Raw genomic sequence first — 2,582 nt, forward strand, 5'->3', positions numbered from 1 at the left:
CGGCAAGCTGCTCTGGAAGACGACGGTGCCGGGCGAAATCGTCTCGCCGCCGCTCGTGGGTAACGGCTATGTTGTCGTGCGCACGATCGACGGTCAAATCAGCGCCTTCAATGCGTCCACCGGCGAATTGCGCTGGCAATACCGCAATCGGGCCGTGCCGCTTAACCTGCGCGTGTCCGCGGGAATGGCGTTCGCCGGAGAGGCCGCCGTGTTGGCCGGATTCCCGGGCGGTTCGCTGTCGGCGGTCAACCTGAAAACCGGCGACGACTTTTGGCAAGCCCCGGTGTCGTTCCCGAAGGGCGTCACCGAGGTTGAGCGGATCAATGACGTAACGGGTGCGCCGACGCTCGTGGGTGCCGAAGCGTGCGCCGTGACGTTCCAAGGGCGCATCAGCTGTTTCGATGCGAATAGCGGGCAGCCGGTCTGGGAACAGCCGTTTTCCGGCGTGAGCGGCCTCGCGGCCGACCGCACTGCGGTGGTCGCACCCGACGATTGGTCGGTCCTGCAAGCGTTCGATGCGACGACGGGCAAGCCGCTCTGGAAGAACGACAAGCTCAAGAACCGCGACCTGAGCGCGCCGTACCTGCTTGGGCCCGATGTCGTCGTGGGCGATTATCAGGGGTACGTGCACTTCCTGTCGCGCGATGACGGCAAGTTCCTCGCGCGCGTCAAAACGGACGGCAGCCCGATTACCGCTGCTCCCGTCGCGGTGGGCAACACGCTGATCGTGCAAACGCACGACGGCCACTTGTACGGGTTCGTTTCGCACTGAGCGCGGCGTCCCGCCTGAGTCTTCGCTCGTGGCCGGCGCAGCCGGCCGCGGGCGTTTTTGAGTACCGGCGCGCGCAGCGCGGCCGGCCGATTGATACGCGGTGTCTCGCGCACTGCCGTATCGTGATAATTTTCGAGCAGCGGTGCGCGTTCGTGCGCCGCCACTGGCCTCGGCCGTTCGCCCGAAGGGCGTGCTGCGGTCAGCGCGTAATACCGGCTCGTGCCGTACGCGGCATATTGATGCGCCGATGATCCCGCCACGCCTCGCTCCTGCGAGCCCGTGCGGTGGCGCCAGCCTCACTTAGACAACATCAGATGAAACCCGTAATTGCCCTGGTCGGGCGCCCCAACGTGGGGAAATCCACACTGTTCAACCGGCTCACGCGTTCGCGCGATGCGCTTGTCGCCGATTTGCCCGGCTTGACGCGCGATCGCCACTACGGCGAAGGCCGCGTGGGCGAGCGCGCCTATCTCGTCGTCGACACGGGCGGGTTCGAGCCTGTCGCCAAGGACGGGATCCTGCACGAGATGGCGCGGCAAACGCGGCAGGCGGTCGAGGAATCGGACGTCGTCGTTTTCATTGTCGACGGCCGCAACGGGCTTGCACCTCAGGACAAGTCGATCGCCGATTACCTGCGCAAGACCGGCCGGCCGATCATGCTCGTCGTGAACAAAGCCGAGGGGATGAAGTACACGGCCGTCGCGTCCGATTTCTACGAACTCGGGCTGGGCGATCCGCGTGCAATCTCGGCTGCGCACGGCGACGGCGTCACTGAAATGATCAACGACGCCCTCGAAATCGCCTACACCGGGTATCCCGAGGAGCCGGAGGAGGAGAGCGGCGCGCGCGGCATCAAGATCGCCATCGTCGGCCGCCCGAACGTCGGCAAATCGACGCTCGTCAATACGCTCATCGGCGAGGACCGCGTCATCGCATTCGACATGCCAGGCACCACGCGCGATTCGATCTACGTCGATTTCGAACGCCAGGGCAGGAAGTACACGCTGATCGACACGGCGGGCTTGCGCCGGCGCGGCAAGGTGTTCGAGGCCATCGAGAAATTCTCCGTCGTGAAGACGCTGCAATCGATCGCCGATGCCAATGTCGTGATCTTGCTGCTCGACGCGCGCCAGGACATCTCGGATCAAGACGCACATATCGCCGGTTTCGTGGTGGAGCAAGGCCGTGCACTCGTCGTCGGCGTCAACAAATGGGATGGGCTCGACGCGCACGTGCGGGAGCGGACGAAGGCCGACTTGCTGCGCAAGCTCAAATTCCTGGAGTTTGCGAAATTCCACTTCGTCTCGGCCACCGAAAAAACGGGAATCGGCCCGCTCATGCGCTCGGTCGACGATGCGTATGCGGCCGCCATGGCCAAGCTGCCCACGCCGAAGCTCACGCGCGCGCTGATCGAGGCGGTGGAATTTCAGCAGCCGCGCCGCCGCGGTCCCGTCCGCCCGAAGTTGCGCTACGCGCACCAGGGTGGCCAGAATCCGCCGATCATCGTCATCCACGGCAATGCGCTCGACGCCGTGACCGAGACGTACAAGCGGTATCTCGAAAATCGTTTCCGCGAAACTTTCTCGTTGACGGGCACTCCATTGCGCATAGAGTTCCGTTCGTCGACGAACCCGTACGCGGACAAGGGCTGATTTCCGCGCGCTGGCGCCTTGTCCGGACGGGCTGGGCGCCCCGTGCCACAACGAAAATCGGCTATAGTGTAGCGATTGGCGGCGGATTTCTTTTTCTTCGTCCCAATCTGGATCCAACCTGCAAAAAAACGACGGAGTTTGCTATGAGCAACAAAGGG

At 64.0% G+C, this 2,582-nt stretch carries 2 protein-coding genes; both read left to right on the plus strand.

Going from position 1 to position 2,582, the window contains the following annotated elements:
- Positions 1–772: outer membrane protein assembly factor BamB (gene bamB, locus ACTHL0_RS02560; RefSeq protein ID WP_440565018.1), on the plus strand; the 772-nt coding region annotated here is incomplete at its 5' end.
- Positions 773–1,086: 314 nt separating this feature from the next.
- The gene (gene der / locus ACTHL0_RS02565; RefSeq protein ID WP_440565019.1) at positions 1,087–2,424 is read left to right on the plus strand and encodes a ribosome biogenesis GTPase Der; all 1,338 of its coding nucleotides are present in this window, start codon (positions 1,087–1,089) and stop codon (positions 2,422–2,424) included.
- Positions 2,425–2,582: the final 158 nt, after the last annotated feature.

It is taken from the genome of Trinickia sp. (genome assembly GCF_051961175.1).
GTDB lineage: Bacteria > Pseudomonadota > Gammaproteobacteria > Burkholderiales > Burkholderiaceae > Trinickia.